General features: G+C 62.4%; 20 protein-coding genes and 1 other RNA gene. 12 read left to right on the top strand and 9 right to left on the bottom strand.

Annotation, left to right across the window (positions count from 1 at the left end):
- Positions 1-34: 34 nt before the first annotated feature.
- Entirely contained in the window at positions 35-607 is a 573-nt protein-coding gene (locus ASD00_RS06805) for a 5-formyltetrahydrofolate cyclo-ligase (RefSeq protein ID WP_057205722.1), read from the bottom strand.
- A gap of 370 nt (positions 608-977) precedes the next feature.
- Between ASD00_RS06805 and ASD00_RS06800 the strand changes: the two genes are divergently transcribed.
- Positions 978-1175, top strand: a complete 198-nt coding sequence (locus ASD00_RS06800; protein WP_234907902.1) for a transcriptional regulator — start codon at positions 978-980, stop codon at positions 1173-1175.
- Here the strand turns inward: ASD00_RS06800 and ASD00_RS06795 are convergent.
- Positions 1170-1403: a hypothetical protein gene (locus tag ASD00_RS06795; protein WP_057205693.1), complete on the bottom strand. Its 234-nt coding sequence runs from the start codon at positions 1401-1403 to the stop codon at positions 1170-1172. The two genes, ASD00_RS06800 and ASD00_RS06795, sit on opposite strands and share 6 nt — an antisense overlap.
- Positions 1404-1511: 108 nt before the next feature.
- Between ASD00_RS06795 and ASD00_RS06790 the strand changes: the two genes are divergently transcribed.
- Positions 1512-2375: a LysR family transcriptional regulator gene (locus ASD00_RS06790; protein ID WP_063963232.1), complete on the top strand. Its 864-nt coding sequence runs from the start codon at positions 1512-1514 to the stop codon at positions 2373-2375.
- A gap of 23 nt (positions 2376-2398) precedes the next feature.
- Here ASD00_RS06790 and ssrS read toward each other — a convergent pair.
- The 3 genes from ssrS to ASD00_RS06780 all read right to left on the bottom strand — a co-directional run bounded on the left by ssrS (position 2399) and on the right by ASD00_RS06780 (position 3271).
- Positions 2399-2556: non-coding RNA, 6S RNA (gene ssrS / locus ASD00_RS38065), on the bottom strand.
- Between the two features lie 55 nt (positions 2557-2611).
- On the bottom strand, positions 2612-2989 hold the full coding sequence (locus ASD00_RS06785) for a cell division protein ZapA (protein WP_025424755.1): 378 nt from the start codon (positions 2987-2989) through the stop codon (positions 2612-2614).
- Between the two features lie 12 nt (positions 2990-3001).
- A complete protein-coding gene (locus tag ASD00_RS06780) occupies positions 3002-3271 on the bottom strand; it encodes a DUF4164 domain-containing protein (RefSeq protein WP_025424756.1) in 270 nt (89 codons plus the stop codon).
- 336 nt (positions 3272-3607) lie between these two features.
- Here ASD00_RS06780 and tkt point away from each other — a divergent pair, with 336 nt between their 5' ends.
- From tkt to ASD00_RS06735, 9 genes are all read left to right on the top strand, one after another.
- Positions 3608-5590 (top strand): transketolase, encoded by a 1983-nt coding sequence (tkt, locus tag ASD00_RS06775; protein ID WP_057205691.1) that lies wholly within the window; start codon positions 3608-3610, stop codon positions 5588-5590.
- A gap of 75 nt (positions 5591-5665) precedes the next feature.
- The gene (gap, locus tag ASD00_RS06770; RefSeq protein WP_057205689.1) at positions 5666-6676 is read left to right on the top strand and encodes a type I glyceraldehyde-3-phosphate dehydrogenase; all 1011 of its coding nucleotides are present in this window, start codon (positions 5666-5668) and stop codon (positions 6674-6676) included.
- A gap of 5 nt (positions 6677-6681) precedes the next feature.
- On the top strand, positions 6682-7272 hold the full coding sequence (locus ASD00_RS06765; protein WP_057205688.1) for a putative glycolipid-binding domain-containing protein: 591 nt from the start codon (positions 6682-6684) through the stop codon (positions 7270-7272).
- Positions 7272-8471 (top strand): phosphoglycerate kinase, encoded by a 1200-nt coding sequence (locus ASD00_RS06760; protein WP_057205686.1) that lies wholly within the window; start codon positions 7272-7274, stop codon positions 8469-8471. The genes ASD00_RS06765 and ASD00_RS06760 overlap by 1 nt, the downstream gene beginning before the upstream one ends.
- Positions 8472-8814: 343 nt before the next feature.
- A complete protein-coding gene (locus tag ASD00_RS06755) occupies positions 8815-9840 on the top strand; it encodes a class I fructose-bisphosphate aldolase (RefSeq protein WP_057205684.1) in 1026 nt (341 codons plus the stop codon).
- A gap of 238 nt (positions 9841-10078) precedes the next feature.
- Complete coding sequence (locus tag ASD00_RS06750) at positions 10079-10996, top strand: PhzF family phenazine biosynthesis protein (protein WP_057205719.1); 918 nt, start codon at positions 10079-10081, stop codon at positions 10994-10996.
- 99 nt (positions 10997-11095) lie between these two features.
- Positions 11096-11629 carry a MarR family transcriptional regulator gene (locus tag ASD00_RS06745; protein WP_057205682.1) on the top strand — a complete coding sequence of 178 codons (534 nt, stop codon included), beginning with the start codon at positions 11096-11098 and terminating at the stop codon, positions 11627-11629.
- Entirely contained in the window at positions 11626-12387 is a 762-nt protein-coding gene (locus ASD00_RS06740) for a DNA alkylation repair protein (protein ID WP_057205680.1), read from the top strand. Before ASD00_RS06745 ends, ASD00_RS06740 begins: the two co-directional genes overlap by 4 nt.
- 17 nt (positions 12388-12404) lie before the next feature.
- Positions 12405-12749: a DUF6616 family protein gene (locus ASD00_RS06735; RefSeq protein WP_057205678.1), complete on the top strand. Its 345-nt coding sequence runs from the start codon at positions 12405-12407 to the stop codon at positions 12747-12749.
- A gap of 25 nt (positions 12750-12774) precedes the next feature.
- Here ASD00_RS06735 and ASD00_RS06730 read toward each other — a convergent pair whose 3' ends face one another.
- Entirely contained in the window at positions 12775-13278 is a 504-nt protein-coding gene (locus tag ASD00_RS06730; protein WP_057205676.1) for a GrpB family protein, read from the bottom strand.
- A 64-nt stretch (positions 13279-13342) separates the two neighbouring features.
- Positions 13343-13891, bottom strand: coding sequence for a TetR/AcrR family transcriptional regulator (locus tag ASD00_RS06725; RefSeq protein ID WP_057205674.1), 549 nt, complete (start codon positions 13889-13891; stop codon positions 13343-13345).
- 103 nt (positions 13892-13994) lie between these two features.
- Here ASD00_RS06725 and ASD00_RS06720 point away from each other — a divergent pair, with 103 nt between their 5' ends.
- Positions 13995-15494 carry an MFS transporter gene (locus ASD00_RS06720; RefSeq protein ID WP_057205672.1) on the top strand — a complete coding sequence of 500 codons (1500 nt, stop codon included), beginning with the start codon at positions 13995-13997 and terminating at the stop codon, positions 15492-15494.
- A gap of 122 nt (positions 15495-15616) precedes the next feature.
- On the opposite strand, the gene ASD00_RS06715 is transcribed toward ASD00_RS06720, so the two are convergent.
- Together ASD00_RS06715 and ASD00_RS40880 are read right to left on the bottom strand one after the other, a co-directional pair.
- Positions 15617-17551, bottom strand: a complete 1935-nt coding sequence (locus ASD00_RS06715; RefSeq protein WP_107027713.1) for a tetratricopeptide repeat protein — start codon at positions 17549-17551, stop codon at positions 15617-15619.
- Between the two features lie 126 nt (positions 17552-17677).
- Positions 17678-17833 carry a hypothetical protein gene (locus ASD00_RS40880; RefSeq protein ID WP_107027707.1) on the bottom strand — a complete coding sequence of 52 codons (156 nt, stop codon included), beginning with the start codon at positions 17831-17833 and terminating at the stop codon, positions 17678-17680.
- Positions 17834-17959 lie beyond the last annotated feature (126 nt).

The raw sequence follows: 17959 nt of genomic DNA, 5'->3' as shown, positions 1-17959 counted from the left end.
CGTTTCCACGAATCCGTAGATTGCCTGAAACCCTCTAGAAATGTCGAAATCCGCTCTCCGTGAGGACGGCGTCCAGCGCGACGTCGTGCGGTTCAGCGGGCACTGATGCCACTTCCTGGCAGTCAAATGCAATCCCGATCAGCTTCGGCAGATGCCCTTTGTTGCGCAGTTTGTCGATGGCGCGGTCGTAATATCCGGCGCCGTAGCCGATGCGATGACCGGTCGCATCGAAGGCCGACAGTGGCACGAGCATGATATCGGGGTCGAGTTCCGGCGCATCCGGGCCAGGCCCCGTCGTGCCGAAACCGGTCTCGATGACGGAAGCGCCATTGAGCAATTCGCGGAACACGATCGTCTTCTTGTCGATGATTACGGGCAGGCAGAGCCGCGCGCCGCGATCCCGAAGGCGCGCCATCAGCGGCCGGATGTCCATCTCGGAACGGATCGGCCAAAAGCCGGCAACGATATGGCCGGGATCGAGCGCAATGACGTCGCCAGCGTGATCGGCCATGGTCAGGCTTGCCTCGATGCGGCTCTCCGGCGCCATCGCGTCGCGAAGCGCCAGCTTCTCCTTGCGCAGAGCGGCCTTCAGATCCTTTGGTGACATCATTCCCCTCCGACAGACTGCGCGCAAATATTCGACCGCCCGCACATTCTTTTCCCAAAATGAAACAGAACATCGTGGACCGATCGATTTCCCGCCTCGACGCCTGTGGCATAGCGCGTTGCGGCCTTTAGCTCGAACCACGTCACCGCCGGTTTTGCAACAGTTTGCGACAGTCGAACAGCGCATTCCCGCAACGGCACAGAGTTAGCGTTCCGTTCATCATGGACAACGGTTCCGCTTTCTCATGAGTGGGGCCGCGTGCAAATACAGTCGTGATTTCAAATAATTAGCAGGAACTAATGCCCGCGTTCGATGTATGGACGCGCTCCTGCAGGCAGCAGTGGAAAAGCCGACGTCCATGAAGGACCAGATGATCGAACTCGATCCGTTGGAATTGCGTTGCCTGACGCTGGCCGCCCGCGGCCGCACCCGTCAGGACATGATGCGCGAGACCGACATTCCCCTCGACCGCATCGACAGGGCCTTGCAGGACGCCATGCGCAAGCTGCAGGCGGGCAATCTTGCAGAAGCGATTTTCCGCGCCGCCCGTCTCGATATTATTTCATAACATCCAGAGCGACCGATAGACCGCATCCCTGCCCAAACCCTCCCGCCAGCGGTCGTCGAACCGCAGCTCACGGCGCCCTGCATCGTGCAGCAGATGCGGCTTGTCGCGTGGGATCGCAGGCCGCGGCTCCACGGAAGCGGCTATTAGCATCCAGCGACTTGATGACACGAGCCGGGCACGGATGGTGGTGTGAAGATCGGAGAAGAAGACAAGAGCAAGAACGCTCATCGGGACAGCCTTGATGTCTATAGGACCGGCTAATTGTCCTCGCCTCGTTGACATCTGACAAACGAATTGCAAGCATGACTGCCATCAGAAACTCTGATGGTAGAGACAATGTCCGTCCCCCTCGACAGCGATCTGCTCAGAACCTTTCTCGCCGTTGCCGACGCCGGCAATCTGACACGCGCCGCCGACAGCATCGGCCGCACACAGTCCGCCGTCAGCATGCAACTCAAGAAACTCGAGGACATGCTCGGCGACCCGCTGTTCGAGCGTCATTCGCGCGGCGTGGTGCCGACGGCGCAGGGCTTGCGTCTCGTCGACAACGCCCGGCGGATCGTGGCTCTGCTCGACGATACCGCGGCATCGATGCGCCAGCCGGCGCTCGACGGAACGGTCAGGATTGGCATCTCCGAGGAATACATCAACTCCACGCTTCCGAAAGCCTTGGGCGCCTTCGCCGCCGTTCATCCCGGCGTGGAGGTGACGGTACAGCAGGGTGTGTCGATGTCGAACGTCAACGCCCTTGCTGCCGGCGAAATCGACATCGCCGTGGTTTTCGAGCCTGGCGGACCGACGAAAAACGAAGTCCTCATGATCGATCCCACTGTATGGGTGACCTCGGACCAGCACGCGGCCCATGAACGCCAGCCCCTGCCGATCGCCACCTATACCTATCTGGCAGGAGGGTGGTGCGATGACCTTGCGATGAAGAGCCTGTGGAATCGTGGGCACGAAAGCCGCGTCGCCTATGCGAGCCGGACCAGCAACGGCCTGATCGCCGCCGTGATCTCGGGGCTTGCCATTGCGCCGTTGTCGCGCAGCGCCATACCGGCCGGTTGCCGCGAACTGACCGAAGAAGACGGCTTCAGCGTCATCGATTTTTCCAACGTCGTACTGCGCACCCGACCCGGCAAGCGCTCGCAGACCGTCGACGCGATGGCCGACGCCATCCGCAGCGCTTTTGCCGCCGGTTAAGACTGATGGAGAAGAGGGAAGAGGTGCGATCCACCCAACCGATGGATATTTTACGATCCCGGGTGCCTACAAAGTAGGTGGGCGCCATATGTCCGAGCCCACAAGCCCGGCCAGGGACAGCTCCCTTGAGATCGAGTAAGGCCCCGGGGATTGTGGATCCTGTCGGGAAGCGCAGACCGCATCCGACATATAGAGCCTATCCCTGCTTCGCGCCAGTGGCAGCCCGACGAAAGAGCTCAGTTTGTCGAAGACGTTGCCCGGCCATTGAGCTTGGCGGCAATGGTGTGGATTTGCGAGGTGACTTCGCTCAGCGCCGAGGCCAGGAGCTCCTCGCTTCTTGCCTGGTCGGTGAGGGTACTGTCGCGCCCCCGCTTGAGGGTGTCGACTTCCGCTTCGAGCGCCTTCAGCCGGCGGTTCACTTCGCTGAGTTCGTCCATGACCATGATGCCGGCCATGACCGTCAGCCGCAGATCGCCGATCTCGCCGAACTGCGTCTTCAAATGACCGACATACTGATCGAAGTTGGTGGCCAGTTCGATCAGATGATCTTCCTGTCCCTCTTCGCAGGCCATGCGATAGGCCTTGCCGTCGATCGATACTGTCACCTGCGCCATGTCGCTTAAACCTCAGCGGTCGAGCACCGCTCGAATGGTTTCCATCGCCGTCACGAGGCGTCGGGAAACCTCGCGGTTGACCTCTTCAAGTCGGTTTGCCCGGAATTGGGATTGGTCGAGTTCCTGTGCCAGTCGCGACCGGTCCGAATTGACCCGCCGGACCTCGCCCTCGAACTCGCCGAGATCGCGTTCCCTGTCAAAACGGCTGTCGATCGCGTTTTCCAGGGACTGAACCGCGTTCTTCAGTTCGTCGATCGCCGCTTTGACCGTCTTTGCCGGCATGTTTTTCGATACCTCGCCCGTGAGGCCGAATCGCCAGCATCCCGTCCGCCGCTTCGGCTCACTCCTTTTTAAACCTATTACGCAAATCTCAACAATGCCAACTGTAGCAAAGCATTACGGAAGCTGTGGATGGTTTGTATAGCCGGCTCATCCGGCCGCAGCGCAAAAACTCTGCTGCGACGCGATATCACCCCTTGAAAACCATGCTGCCAATGGCCGCAAAAGGCCTGTATTTGTTGACTCGCGCGGCGCAGATGCTATTTGTCTGCCGCTTCTTGCACGGTCTTTGGAGGATAGAGACCGTCCCCTGACCACCGAACTCAAAACGGAACAGTCATGATCTCTCGCGAAAAACACGACCGGATGGCGAATGCGATCCGTTTCCTCTCCATGGACGCCGTCGAGAAGGCAAATTCAGGTCACCCCGGCCTGCCCATGGGTGCGGCTGACATAGCGACAGTCCTCTTCACGCGCTTCCTCAGCTTCGATCCCAAAAACCCCTCCTGGCCGAACCGCGACCGCTTCGTGCTGTCGGCCGGTCACGGCTCGATGCTGCTTTATTCGCTGCTCTATTTGACGGGCTACGAAGACATCTCCATCGAAGAGATCAAGAATTTCCGCCAACTCGGCGCCCGCACCGCCGGTCACCCGGAATATGGCCACGCCGCCGGCATCGAGACGACCACCGGCCCGCTCGGCCAGGGCATTGCCAATGCCGTCGGCATGGCGATCGCCGAGCGCAAGCTGCGCGACGAGTTCGGCGCCGACCTGATGGAGCACTACACCTATGCGCTCGCGGGCGACGGCTGCCTCATGGAAGGCATCAGCCAGGAAGCGATTTCGCTTGCCGGCCACCTCAAGCTCAACAAGCTGATCGTCTTCTGGGACGACAACAACATTTCGATCGACGGCCCGATCTCGATCGCCGACTCGACCGACCAGCACGCCCGCTTCCGCGCCTCGAACTGGAACACCATTGCCGTCGACGGCCATGATCCGGAAGCCATTGCCGCTGCGATCGAACAGGCGCAGAAGTCCGACAAGCCGACCATGATCGCGTGCAAGACGACGATCGGTTTCGGCGCGCCGAACAAGGCCGGCACCCACAAGGTTCACGGTTCGCCGCTCGGCGCCGAGGAAATCGCCGCCACCCGCAAGGCACTGAACTGGGAATCCGAAGCCTTCGTCGTTCCGTCCGACGTGCTCGACGCCTGGCGCCTGGCCGGCCTGCGTTCGACCAAGACCCGCAAGGACTGGGAAGAGCGCCTCGACAAGAGCGACGCCGAGAAGAAGGCACAGTTCGTTCGCCGCTTCTCCGGCGAACTCGAAGGCCGCCTGTCGTCGGCCATCGACGACTACAAGCGCAAGCTGGCCGAGACCAAGCCGTCGCCGGCAACCCGCAAGGCTTCCGAAGACGCGCTCGAAGTCATCAACGGCGTTCTGGCCGAAACGATCGGCGGCTCGGCCGACCTGACCGGCTCCAACAACACCAAGACCAGCCAGACCAAGTCGATCACCCCGGACGATTTCTCCGGCCGCTACATCCACTACGGCGTGCGCGAGCACGGCATGGCGGCAGCGATGAACGGCATGGCACTGCATGGCGGCATCATCCCCTACTCCGGCGGCTTCCTGATCTTCTCGGACTACTGCCGTCCGTCGATCCGCCTGGCCGCCCTGATGGGCATCCGCGTCATCCACGTGCTGACGCATGATTCCATCGGCCTTGGCGAAGACGGCCCGACGCATCAGCCGGTCGAGCACATGGCGGCGCTGCGCGCCATCCCGAACCTCCTGATGTTCCGCCCGGCCGACGCCACGGAAACGGCCGAGTGCTGGCAGCTGGCGCTTGAAAGCCACAACCGTCCGTCCGGCATCGCGCTCACCCGCCAGAACCTGATGGCCGTGCGCACCGAGTATGAGGAAGAGAACCTCTGCGCTCGCGGCGCCTACGACCTGATCTCGGCAAGCGACGCCAAGGTGACGATCTTCGCCACTGGTTCGGAAGTCGAAATCGCCGTCAAGGCCTGCCAGGCGCTGACCGCCAAGGGCATCGCGACCCGCGTCGTCTCGGTCCCCTGCTTCGAACTCTTTGCCGAGCAGAGCGAAGACTACCAGCAGGCGATCATCGGCAACTCGCCGGTCAAGATCGCCGTCGAAGCCGGCATCCGCCAGGGTTGGGATCATTTCATCGGCAGCGACGGTGCCTTCATCGGCATGTCGTCCTTCGGTGCTTCCGGTCCCTACAAGGAACTCTACAAGCACTTCGGCATCACGCCTGAGGCGGTCGTCGCCGCTGCGGAAGCCAAGCTTTCCTGATCAAGCCGCGGGGCGCGCGTGAAAGCGCGCCCCGCTTTTTTCCGACCATGCCATTCAGACAGGGAGAGACCCGATATGACAGTGAAAGTCGCCATTAACGGTTTTGGCCGCATCGGCCGCAACGTGCTGCGCGCCATCGTTGAATCCGGCCGCAAGGATATTGAAGTCGTTGCCATCAACGACCTCGGCCCGGTCGAGACCAACGCACACCTGCTGCGTTTCGATTCCATCCACGGCCGTTTCCCGGCTGATGTGAAGGTCGAAGGCGATGCGATCATCATCAACGGCGGCAAGCCGATCAAGGTCACCGCGATCCGCAACCCGGCCGAACTGCCGCACAAGGAACTCGGCGTCGACGTCGCGATGGAATGCACCGGCATCTTCACCGCCCGCGACAAGGCAGCCGCACACCTGGAAGCCGGCGCCAAGCGCGTCATCGTTTCGGCTCCGGCCGAGGGCGCCGATCTCACCGTCGTTTACGGCGTCAACCACGACAAGCTGACGAAGGATCACCTCGTCATCTCCAACGCATCGTGCACGACCAACTGCCTTGCACCGGTCGCCAAGGTCCTGAACGACGTCATCGGCATCGACCACGGCATGATGACGACGATCCACTCCTACACCAACGACCAGCCGTCGCTCGACCAGATGCACAAGGATCTGTACCGCGCTCGCGCTGCAGCCCTGTCGATGATCCCGACCTCGACCGGTGCTGCCAAGGCCGTTGGCCTGGTTCTGCCGGAACTGAAGGGCAAGCTCGACGGCTTCGCCATGCGCGTTCCGACCCCGAACGTCTCGGTCGTCGACCTCAAGTTCGTCGCCAAGCGCGAAACCACCAAGGAAGAGATCAACGCTGCGATCAAGGCAGCTGCTGACGGCCCGCTCAAGGGCATCCTCGGCTACACGCTCGCTCCGAACGTCTCGATCGACTTCAACCACGACCCGCATTCCTCGGTCTTCCACATGGACCAGACCAAGGTGATGGAAGGCAAGTTCGTGTCGATCCTGACCTGGTACGACAACGAGTGGGGCTTCTCCAACCGCATGTCCGACACTGCGGTTGCGCTCAGCAAGCTCATCTAACTCCGATGTTTCGCGCCCTTTCCCAAACGACGGTCCGCTGGCGTCCGCTGGAGGGGGAAGGGCTCGAACATCTGACGCTGACGCAAATCGACACAGCCAACGGCGCGGTCATCCGCGCCGTTGGCGTTCTGATCGGCAACCGCGGCGGCACGCCCTACGGTGTGCGCTACCGGATCGATTGCGATGCCGGATGGCTGGTTCGAAAGCTCATGGTCGATACGACCGATGGCCGGAGCCTTCATCTGCGCTCGGATGCTCCGGGCCAATGGGCGACGTCGGGAGGCACGGCGCTGCCCGAATTCGACGGATGCATCGACATCGACCTTGCCGGCACGCCCTTCACCAACACCCTGCCGATCCGCCGTCTCGGCCTTGATTGCAAGGCCGGCAAGGCGCGGCTGAAAATGCTGTACGTGCCGTTCGACACCTTTGAACCGGTGGTCGACGGCCAGCACTATACCTGCTTCGATGATGGCAGGCTCTATCGCTACGAGGCCGAGGACCGCAGCTTTGCCGCAGACCTGCCCGTGGACGAGGACGGCCTCGTCATCGACTACCCCACCCTTTTCCAGAGACTATCACCGGAGACAATCTGATGACTTTCAAGACCCTCGACGACCTGACCGACATTGCCGGCAAGCGCGTGCTTGTGCGTGTCGACCTCAACGTGCCGGTCAAGGACGGCGTGGTCACCGACGCAACCCGCATCGAACGCGTCGCGCCGACTATCCGCGAACTGTCGGAAAAGGGCGCCAAGGTCATTCTGCTGGCGCATTTCGGCCGCCCGAAGGGTGAGCCGGTCGCCGAAATGTCGCTGAAGACCATTGCACCGGCAGTGGAAGACATCCTCGACCAGCGCGTTCACTTTGCCGCCGACTGCATCGGCGACAAGGCCGCAAACGCCATTGCCGAGATGAACGACGGCGACGTGCTGCTGCTCGAAAACACCCGCTTCCACAAGGGCGAAGAGAAGAACGAACCAGACTTCGTCAAGGCACTCGCCACCAACGGCGACATCTATGTCAACGATGCCTTCTCGGCCGCGCACCGCGCCCACGCCTCGACCGAGGGCCTTGCCCACCACCTGCCGGCCTATGCCGGCCGCACGATGCAGGCCGAGCTCGAGGCACTTGAAAAGGGTCTCGGCCAGCCGAAGCGCCCGGTCGTTGCCATCGTCGGCGGCGCCAAGGTCTCGACCAAGATCGATCTGCTGCAGAACCTCGTGAAGAAGGTCGACGCCCTCGTCATCGGTGGCGGCATGGCCAATACCTTCATCGCCGCAAAGGGCGTCAATGTTGGCAAGTCGCTCTGCGAGCACGATCTCGCCGATACCGCCAAGGCGATCATCACTGCAGCGGCTGAAGCCGGTTGCGCCATCGTCCTGCCGGAAGACGGCGTTGTCGCCCGCGAATTCAAGGCCGGCGCCGACAATGAAGTGGTGGAGATCAACGCCATCCCGGCGGATGCGATGATGCTGGACGTCGGTCCGAAGTCGATCGCTGCGGTCAACGACTGGATCTCCAAGGCCGAGACACTGGTCTGGAACGGTCCGCTCGGCGCCTTCGAAATCGCCCCCTTCGACAAGGCGACGGTCGCCGTTGCCAAGCATGCGGCTGCCCGCACCCGCCAGGGATCGCTCGTGTCGGTCGCCGGCGGCGGCGATACGGTTGCAGCCCTCAACCACGCCGAAGTCACGGACGATTTCAGCTATGTCTCGACCGCCGGCGGCGCCTTCCTCGAGTGGATGGAAGGCAAGCCGCTGCCGGGCGTCGACATCCTCAAGCAGCAGAAGTAAGTCAGGCGCTCAGGCGCGCGGGTTACCCGCGCGCCTGAGACACAGAAAAAACCAAGATAATTCAAACGATTAAAATTATTTAAATCGTTTCAGTCGCTTTTCCTGCCTTTTTCCCGGACAATTTCCCCTGTTACTCACGCCCTGTTTGGGGGCGTGGCGGTCACGTGCGCACCGATTGCCCCGAAACGGTTTCAGTGGTTGCCTGATCCTTGCTGATCGGCGCTGAGCGGGATGAGGAAAACGCCTGCTTTTTCCGTCCGTATCCCGCTCTACTTATTGGGAACGATCACGGTTATGATTTGGTCCGGCCCGGCCCAAATCATCGTGACCTAGGGAGAAAAACATGAGCGAAAGACTGGAAGACATCGCAGTTGCCATGGTCGCAAACGGCCGGGGTCTGCTTGCCGCCGACGAGTCCACGGCGACGATCAAGAAGCGCTTCGACGGCATCGGTCTGGAATCGACCGAGACATCGCGGCGCGACTATCGCGAAATGCTCGTTCGCGCCGACGAGGCGATGCGCAAGTACATTTCCGGCGTCATTCTCTACGAAGAGACACTGTTCCAGAAGGCGGCCGACGGCACGCCGCTGGTGGACGTCATCCGCGCCGCCGGGTCGATCCCGGGCATCAAGGTCGATGCCGGTGCCAAGCCGATGACCAATTTTCCGGCGGAAACGATCACCGAAGGTCTCGACGGGCTCGCACAACGCCTGACGAAATATTACGAGGCCGGTGCCCGCTTTGCCAAATGGCGTGGCGTGATTGCCATTTCGGACACGTTGCCGAGCCCAGGTGCCGTCAGGGCGAACGCCCATGCGCTCGCGCGCTACGCCGCCCTTTGCCAGGAAGCCGGCATCGTTCCGATCGTCGAGCCGGAGGTGCTGATGGATGGCGCGCCGGGCGATCACTCGATCGACCGGTCGCAGGAGGTCACCGAATGGACGCTGCGCGTCACTTTCGAGGCGCTCGCCGAGATGCGTGTAAAGCTCGAAGGCATGATCCTGAAGCCGAGCATGGTCATCGATGGCAAGAAGGCGCGCAAGGCGTCCGTCGCCGAAGTCGCCGAACGCACGATCAAGGTGCTGCGACGCACGGTGCCATCAGCCGTTCCCGGCATCGCCTTCCTTTCCGGTGGCCAGACGACCGAGGAGGCGACGGCCCATCTCTCGGCCATGAATGCGACCCACAATCTGCCCTGGAAGCTCACCTTCTCCTACGGCCGCGCCCTGCAGCAGGAAGCGCTGTCCGCCTGGAACGGCAAGGCCGAGAACGTCGCTGCCGGCCAGCGGGCCTTCTCGCACCGCGCCGAAATGTGCAGCCTGGCCGCCAAGGGCAGCTGGAAGAAGGACCTGGAGAAGGCCGCCTGAGCGCCGCCGTCAGCCAAGTCGAAGACGACGCAAGGGGCCATTTATTGGCCCCTTTTCGTGCGGCCCCCGCATGGTTTGCCGCTCGCCGTAGAGTGTAAATGCCGATCTTGTCACCAAGACAAGTTGGTGTCTTTGCCGGTTTCGCCGCCTGCCTTAAGCCTTTCGATCCAGGCCATCAGGCGGCGCTGATCGCCGCCGCATCCAGCGGAAGCGAGCGTTCATGACTTCTTTTGCCCCCGTGCACTCCGTCGACTACATCACCGTCGACGTCTTCACTGAAAATCGTTTCGCCGGCAACCAGCTTGCCGTCATCCCGGACGCACGGGGTTTAAACGATGCGCAGATGCAGGCGATCGCAACCGAGTTCGGCTATTCCGAAGTCACCTTCGTGCTGCCGCCGGAGGATCCTGCCAACAGCGCGCGGGTGCGCATTTTCACGCCGACGATGGAGATCCCCTTCGCCGGACACCCGAATGTCGGCACCGCCTTCGTGCTCGGCCAGCAGGCGGAGATTTTCGGCCGGGCGCCCGGCGATCACCTGCGGTTTGAAGAGCTCGCCGGCCTGGTCGAGGTCGCCCTGTCGCGCGCCGATGGCGCGGTGAAGGAGGCGCGTATCGTCGTGCCGCGCGCCTTGAGCATCGGACCCAGCATCGATGTCGAGACGATCGCCGCCTGCGCCATGGTCGCACCCGATGTCGTCAGCACCGCCAACCATGCACCGGTGCGCGTTTCCGTTGGCCTGCCCTTCGCGGTCGCGGAACTGAAAGACGTAGCCGCGCTGTCGGCGGCGCGTCCCAACGTCACCGCCTTCGAGGCCGCCAATCGGCGCTACAAGCCAGACGAAGACAGCTTCAGCCTGTTCCTCTATGCCCGCTCGGCCGAAAATCCATGGCAGCTGCGCGCCCGCATGTTTGCGCCGCTCGACAACGTCATTGAGGACCCGGCGACCGGCAGCGCCTCAGCCGCCCTTGGCGCCTATCTCGTCTCGCTTCTGCCCGAGGAGACCATCGACGTCGATCTGACGATCGAGCAAGGCTTCGAGATGGGGCGCCGAAGCATCATCGAGGTCAGCGTCAGCAAGCAAGGCGGCACCGTAGGCAAAACCAGCATTGCCGGCGCCTGCATGACTGCGATGCGCGGTTCCATCGCGCTCTAAACACCCGCAAGACGCTGACCGGCGGCGCGAGCGAACCCGCATGCGTGCCTTCGGCGAACCCATTGACTCTTAATTTGGCGCCATACTATATGGCGCCTTATGGATATACTTGAGCAAAAGCACCTCGCCCTGATCACCGAAGCCGAACAGCGCGGACACCTACCAACCGCCAACCTGCGTCTGTGCTTCGAAGTCATGGCACTTGCCGCCGCCATCGATCGCGACTGTGCTGCGCGCCTCGCGCCACACAATCTCTCAGAGGGAAAGTTCGTTCTGCTTTTCCTGCTGCACCAGCTGCCGCAGGGATTGTCACCATATGAGCTTGCCGATCGGGCCGGCGTCACACGCGCAACCGTTACCGGACTTCTGGACGGGCTGGAGCGGGACGGCTTTCTCGCGAGGCAGCAGAGCAAGGACGATCGCCGAAAGGTGCTGGTGCAGTTGTCGCCGAAGGGCGAGCATGCAGCGCGCGAGCTGTTCGACACGCACACGCGCTGGATTGCATCGCTGTTTGCCGGTTTCGACGAGCGCGACCGACAGACGCTAAGTACGCTCATCCAGCGCGCGTGGCGCAACACCGACGCCGGCCGAAAGGCCGTATTGACGACGGCTGGAAGCGAGATCGAGCCGTGAGCCCTCCCCCACGGCGCGTGCAGGATATCGACCCGCAACGGCTCGCGCTGTTGAATGCGGGAGCGGCGCAAACCTCGACGCTGACCCAATGCCTCGCGGTCGATTTCGCGGCGCTGATGCGGTCGGCCGTACCGGAAGTCGGCGACGATGCACTCGCCAGCATCGGCGCCATAGCCGGCACCGGCATTTCCAAACGCATGGCGCTCGCAGCAGGATTGATCCGCGGCCGGCTTGGCGATGGCGCAGTGACAAGGCTGCAGCAACACCAGTCCGACACGGTCAGGGGCTGGGCGTGCTTCGTGATCGGCGCAAATCCAGCGCTCACGCTTGAACAACGCCTCGAAGCGATCCGGCCGCTTGCCGACGACCCGCACTTCGGCGTGCGTGAATGGGCCTGGATGGCCGTGCGGCCGCATCTCGCCGCCGATCTCAAAGCGGCGATAACGCTTCTTGGCCGCTGGACCGCCTCCCGCTCCGACCGTCTGCGCCGGTTTGCAAGCGAAGCGACGCGCCCCCGCGGGGTCTGGTGCAGCCATATCCCGACGCTCAAAGACAATCCGGAAATGGCACTAATCATCCTCGAACCGTTGAACGCCGACCCCTCGCGCTACGTTCAGGACTCCGTCGGCAACTGGCTGAACGACGCGGCCAAGGACCGGCCCGACTGGGTTCGCGATCTCTGCGCCTCCTGGCAACGCAAGCAAGACAGCGCCGCCACCGCCCGGATCTGCAAGCGCGCACTTCGGTCCATCGATTGATCCTGAAAAGAGAATGCATGCCCCACTATCTGAGCGAACTCTATACCTCGAAGCGAACATGGCTGTCGCTTGACGCCGTCGCGCGGCAGCAGTTTTTCGAGACCGTCGGCCATGGCATGGCCAAGTTATCGGATCTCGGGGTCGAGCCTATCGCCTTTGGCGAGGTGGATGCCGGCAAGCTTCATGCCGCATCACAGTCCTATTTCGCCATCTGGCGCTTCCCCGATGAAGCAGCGCTTGATGCCCTGGTCTCGGGCATCGCGGCGGCCGGCTGGCACGACTATTTCGAAACGATCAACGCCGCCGGTCGCGGGACCGACCTGCCCGGCCACCTTGCCCAACTGGCGGCAGCCCGTAGCTGACGCCACGCGAGGGGGAGAGGGCCGTTCAACTCCGGCCGGCGCACTCGACCACCTGCTCGATAAACTGCGTCTTGGCCGCGGTATAGCCGTCGCCATCGAAGGCAAATGTCGCGGCAAGGCTTCGCTTCAGCGCTGCGTAGGCGTCGACCGTCTCGCGGCTTTGACGAAGCTGATCACGAAAGATCAGGCGACGGCGATGGGTGTCGTTGTGTGGCGGACAGAGATAGACGCGCTGTCCCGGCGATCCCTGCTTGGCGAATGCCCAGACACCATCGTCATATCTGTTCCCCCGTGACATAAAGCCGTCGGCGACGAGCGCCGCGCCGCCGGCGGCAATCGCTTCCGGCCTGCACAGCGTCACATCGATATCGATGATCGGCTTGGCGATGAGCCCGGGAACTGCAGTGCTGCCGATATGGTCGATTGCGATCGTGGCGGAGCCAAGCAGGCTCGCCAGATGCTTCGACATCTCCGCAAACGCCTGCGGCCACGCATCGTCGTAGGCGATGACTTCGACCAGCGTCGGCATGCTCTTCCCTTTGCTCGAAGCCCTGTCGCTTGCCGGATCGTGCCCGGCGGTCGAGGGGTCGCAGTCAGGCGTTTTCTTTCGGCACCAGGGCAACGATATCGGCAAAAATATCCTGCCATTCGGTATCGTCCATTTCGGCAAAACCGAAACTGCGCAGCAGGAAGGCGCCTTCCGTTGCGAGAAAGGCAAGACGCGCCCGGCGCCCCTCCTCGGTCGACAGATCGAGGCTGTCGAGGCGCCCGCGATACCAGGCCCGGTTCTTTTCCATATGGTCTTCGCGCTGCAGGAGCGCTGCCATCATCCCGGACGTGCGGGCATTCTCCGCCGTGTTCATGCGCGCTGTCACCTCCGCGTGCGCACGCATCGCCGTTACCGGATCCGTCTCGTCTCCGACTTCGGCGGCGACCGCGCTGTCGAACTCGTTGAACCAGCGTTCCATCATCGCGTCGATCAGGCCGTCCTTGTTACCGAAGCAATATTGAACCCCGCCCTTGGTGATGCCCGCCGCCTTGGCCACCGCGTCGATCGTCAGGCCGGCAGCACCGATGGCGCTGACGGTCGCCTCCGCCGCATCCAGCACCTTGTCGCGATCGATCGTCCGGCGTCGTCCCATTTCAGATTCCCACTTTCAATTCCATACGTATGTATTTATATAATCGCTCTGACGTCAACAAGGCCAAAGGTCCCGCAGGCAGGGTCGGCCACAGAGGTGTACCATGTCCCCGCATAATCGCTGGCTCATTCTTGCCATCGTGTCGAGCGCGCTGCTGCTGATCGTTGTCGATATGACCGTGCTTTACACGGCGCTGCCCCGGCTGACCCACGATCTTGGCGCGTCCGCGTCGGAAAAGCTCTGGATCGTCAATGCCTATGCGCTGGTCGTTGCCGGCCTGCTGCCGGGGCTCGGCACGCTCGGCGACCGGCTCGGCCACAAGCGGCCGTTCATTGCCGGTCTTGCCGTCTTCGGCCTCGCTTCACTGCTGGCGGCCTATGCCTCGAACCCGTCGATCCTGATTACCGGCCGCGTGCTTCTTGCCGTCGGCGCCGCGCTGATGATGCCGGCAACGCTTTCGATCATCCGGCTGACCTTCACCGACGAACGTGAGCGGGCGCTGGCGATCGGCGTCTGGGCTGCCATCGCCTCGGGTGGCGCGGCGATCGGCCCGGTGCTCGGCGGGTTCCTGCTCGAATACTTCTGGTGGGGCTCGGTCTTTCTCATCAACGTGCCGATCGTCGCCGTGGCCTTGCTGCTCGGCGTTGTCGTGCTTCCCGACAGCAAGGGCAACAAGGATCACCCGTGGGATCCGCTCGGCTCCGTCCAGATCATGGTCGGCCTGGTCGGGCTTGCCTATGCCATCAAGGAGATGAGCAAGCGCGAACCCTCGGCTGAAGCCGGGCTCATCGCCGCCGCCATCGGCGTCGTAGCGCTTCTCCTCTTTGTGCGCAGACAGAGGCGCAGCCCGCACCCGATGATCGACTTCGGCCTGTTCCGCAACGCCGCCTTCTCCTCGGGCGTCGCCGCAGCCCTTGTCGCATCCGCGGCCATCGTCGGCGCCGAGCTCGTGCTCAGCCAGCGGCTGCAGCTTGTCGCCGGGTATTCGCCGCTTGACGCCGGCATTTTCATCCTGCCGATCCCGCTTGCGGCCTTCGTCGCCGGTCCGCTTACCGGCATGATGCTGCCGCGCCTCGGCGCCGAGATGGTGCTGCGCACCGGCCTTATCACCGCAGCCGCCGGCCTCGGCGCGTTTCTTGCCGTGCACGAAGCCGGCGTGCTCGCTCAGATCGTCAGCCTCATCGTGCTCGGCCTTGGCATTGGCGCTTCGATGACGGCAGCCTCCAGCGCCATCATGTCCAACGCCGCGCCGGAACGCGCCGGCATGGCCGCCTCCATCGAGGAGGTTTCCTTCGAACTTGGCGGCGCCATCGGCATCGCCGTGCTCGGCAGCGTGATGTCGGCGGTCTACACCGCCTTCGTCATGCTGCCGGAAGGGGCGGGCATATCGGCAATCGCACGCGACAGCCTGGACGAGGCGTTGATATTGGCGGAAAAACTGTCGTCGAATGATGCCGAAAATCTAGTGGCACTCGCCAAAGCGGCCTTCGAGAAGGCGTTCGTCGCCGTCGTCCTTTTGGCAACAGGCCTCCTGTTTGCCACCGGCGCCGGCATCTGGTGGTTTACGCGCGGCAATCGCCTACAACGCCGCGCGTCTTATTAGACGCGCAAAGTTCGCCGTAGCACTTTGAATTGCTGCATGTCTTTATCCTTAAATCGAATGCGATTTCAGGAAACGTGCAGTCGCGCCGGTCGGGTCCTACCGGGCGCACTGATTTCAGGTGGTCAGTGCTTTGCTGCCTCGCACTGGGCGATCGCTGCCACCATCGCCTCGAAACGCACATGGTGGCGAACGGCGTCCAGGTCGGAGTCCTGCTTGAACCAAAGCAGCTGGTAACAGGAACTTTGCGGCAACAGGCTCTCGAGCATGTCGAGCGCCGTGTCGACATCGCCGAGGATCGAATGGACGCAGGCCGTGTTGTAGCGTGCGACAACATCATCCGGATCGATGGCGATCGCACACGCCGCCCATTCACGCGCGCGCTCTGCTTCGCCCATATGGGCCAGCGCCAGGGCGCCGCGATGGGCCGGACCGGAATTCTCCGGATGCAGCTCCAGCGCCCGCTCGGCCCGGGAAATACCAATCTTCGCCCAGTGTCCCCGCTCGGTTTCCTGGCCCAGCGACTTGTAGGCGCTCATCAGGTGGATCGGCGAGAGATAGTCATCCGGGCTGATTTCCGCGGCCCGCTTGAAGAACTGGATCGCCGTCTCGAACTCGCCGCGCATGAAGAGAAAGCGGCCATAGTGAAAGTTTGCCTCGTAGAGCTGCGGATCAAGCGTCAAGGCGCGCTCAAACTCGGCAACGGCCTCTTCGCTTTGCCCGTCCTGGTGCAGGACCAATCCCCGGGAAGCGTGCGCTTCCGCCAGGTTCGGATCGAGCGCCAGCGCCCGCTCGCTCGTGCTCAGAATGCTCTCGAGCGGGAATTCGTGCTCGTGCCAGTCGCGAAGAGCGGATTCGCAATCGGCGATGCCGGCATAGGCGCGGGCAAAATTCGGGTCGAGCTCGACGGCCTTCAGGAACATCCGTCGGGCGAGCAGCAGATAGGAACGGGTCCAGGCGTGCGAGAATCGCCGCCCGCGCAGATAGTAAGTGTAGGCCTCGACGCTCGTCGTCGGATCGCTCTCGATCGCCTTCTTCTCCTCAGGCAACAGCTTGATGCGCAATTGGTCGACGATGGCGTGAGTGATCTCGTCCTGGATGGCGAAGATATCGGTGAGATCGCGGTCGTAGCGGTCGGCCCAAAGATGCGTGCCTGTCAGCGCATCGATCAGCTGCCCGGTGATGCGCACCCGCGCGCCGGCCTTGCGCACACTGCCTTCGAGGATGAACCGAACGCCCAGTTCCTGCGCCACGGTTTTGACCCGGACAGACCGTCCCTTGTAGGTAAAGACCGTGTTGCGGGCGACCACGTGCAACTGCGAGATCTTCGACAGGTCGGTGATGATGTCTTCGGTGATGCCGTCGGAGAAATATTCCTGCTCCGGGTCATGGCTCATATTGGTGAAGGGCAGCACGGCGACGGAAAGCCCGTAACCATCGTCCACCGTTACCGTATGGGACCCATTCAACACCTTGGCGATCTTGGTCGGCGCCCCCAGCGCCACCGAATAGACATGCACACCCGCTGCGATGTTCTTCAGCGCGTGCTGTCCCTTGTCGACGAAGCCGACATCCAGCCTCGAGCCGACATGGTCGCGAACGGAGGCGGAGACGGCAATGCCGGAGGGCTCGGCCAGGCCTTCGAGCCGGGCTGCGACATTGACGCCGTCGCCGAAGATATCGCCGTCCTCGACGATCACGTCGCCCAGATGCACGCCGATGCGCAGTTCGATACGCTTCAACTGCGGCACGTCTTCGTTGCGGATAAGCATGCCGCGCTGAATGTCGACGGCACAAGCAACCGCGTTCACGACACTCGCGAACTCGACCAGAATGCCGTCGCCGGTCAGTTTGACAATCCGACCCTTGTGTCGGCTGACCTTGGGATCGACCAGCTCGTTCTTGTGCCGCTTCATGGCGGCCAGCGTGCCGGTCTCATCAGCGCCTATGAGGCGGCTGTAGCCCACGACATCGGCAGCAAGGATGGCAGCAAGGCGGCGTTCCAAGTAACCCCCGATTTCATCTCCTGGGTGAAGTATACAATCTAGCGCGTTCTTCATCATCTGTCCTGCGCGCTTTTCTGGGTACGACGAATGACCGAAGAACCGGATAACACACTAGGCCAGATGGCGAAGTTTCCAAGGAAACCACCATCCTAACACTATGGGATTACTTCGTTCGCCGTATCACGGTCGAATAAGAACCGTGATCATCATCATGACGATCGCAAACACTGCGATCTTCCAGAAATCGCGACGCTGCCTCAGACCGGGCAGGCCGATCGGCCAGATCAGCTGGATGGCCATCGCCAGAAGCAGAATGAGCGCCAGCGCCTTCGACATATCCAGCCTATCCCCGGGTAAATTCCCGCAACTCGGCGGAACTGTCACGCCGCCGTCACCTTGTCGTCGTAGCAGCGCAGGCCGTCAGCACGCGCAACTGCTTATGATCCCGAAATTCGATATCGA

This window comes from Ensifer sp. Root31 (assembly GCF_001424825.1).
GTDB lineage: Bacteria > Pseudomonadota > Alphaproteobacteria > Rhizobiales > Rhizobiaceae > Ensifer > Ensifer canadensis.
Note: the sequence above shows the minus strand (reverse complement) of the source record. Positions and strands in the feature narration are given on the sequence as shown.